Annotated in this window: 1 protein-coding gene; it reads left to right on the top strand. The window is 71.9% G+C overall.

Annotated elements, in window-relative coordinates; genetic code table 11:
• The coding region (locus tag LPA54_RS37040) for a DNA-formamidopyrimidine glycosylase family protein (protein WP_306806614.1) at positions 1-488 on the top strand (488 nt) is incomplete at both ends.

A 488-nucleotide genomic window follows, 5' to 3' on the forward strand; every position in this document is an offset into this window, starting at 1 on the left:
TCCTGGCCCACCTCGGCATGAGCGGCCAGCTGCTGATGCAGCCCCACTCCGCGCCGGACGAGAAGCACCTGCGCATCCGCGTCCGCTTCACCGAGCCGCAGTCACCGGACGAGGGACCGGCGGGCGACACCGAGCTGCGCTTCGTCGACCAGCGCACCTTCGGCGGTCTGTCGCTGCACGACAACACCCCCGAGGGTCTGCCCGACGTCATCGCGCACATCGCCCGCGACCCGCTCGACCCGCTGTTCGACGACGAGGCCTTCCACCAGGCGCTGCGCCGCAAGCGGACCACCATCAAGCGGGCGCTGCTCGACCAGTCGCTGATCAGCGGCGTCGGCAACATCTACGCGGACGAGGCGCTGTGGCGCGCCCGCATCCACTACGAGCGCCCGACGGCCGGCTTCACACGCCCCCGCACCCTGCAGCTGCTGGGCCACGTCCGGGACGTCATGAACGCCGCCCTCGCCGCGGGCGGCACCAGCTTCGAC

It is taken from the genome of Streptomyces sp. DH12 (assembly GCF_020873895.1).
Classification (GTDB): domain Bacteria; phylum Actinomycetota; class Actinomycetes; order Streptomycetales; family Streptomycetaceae; genus Streptomyces.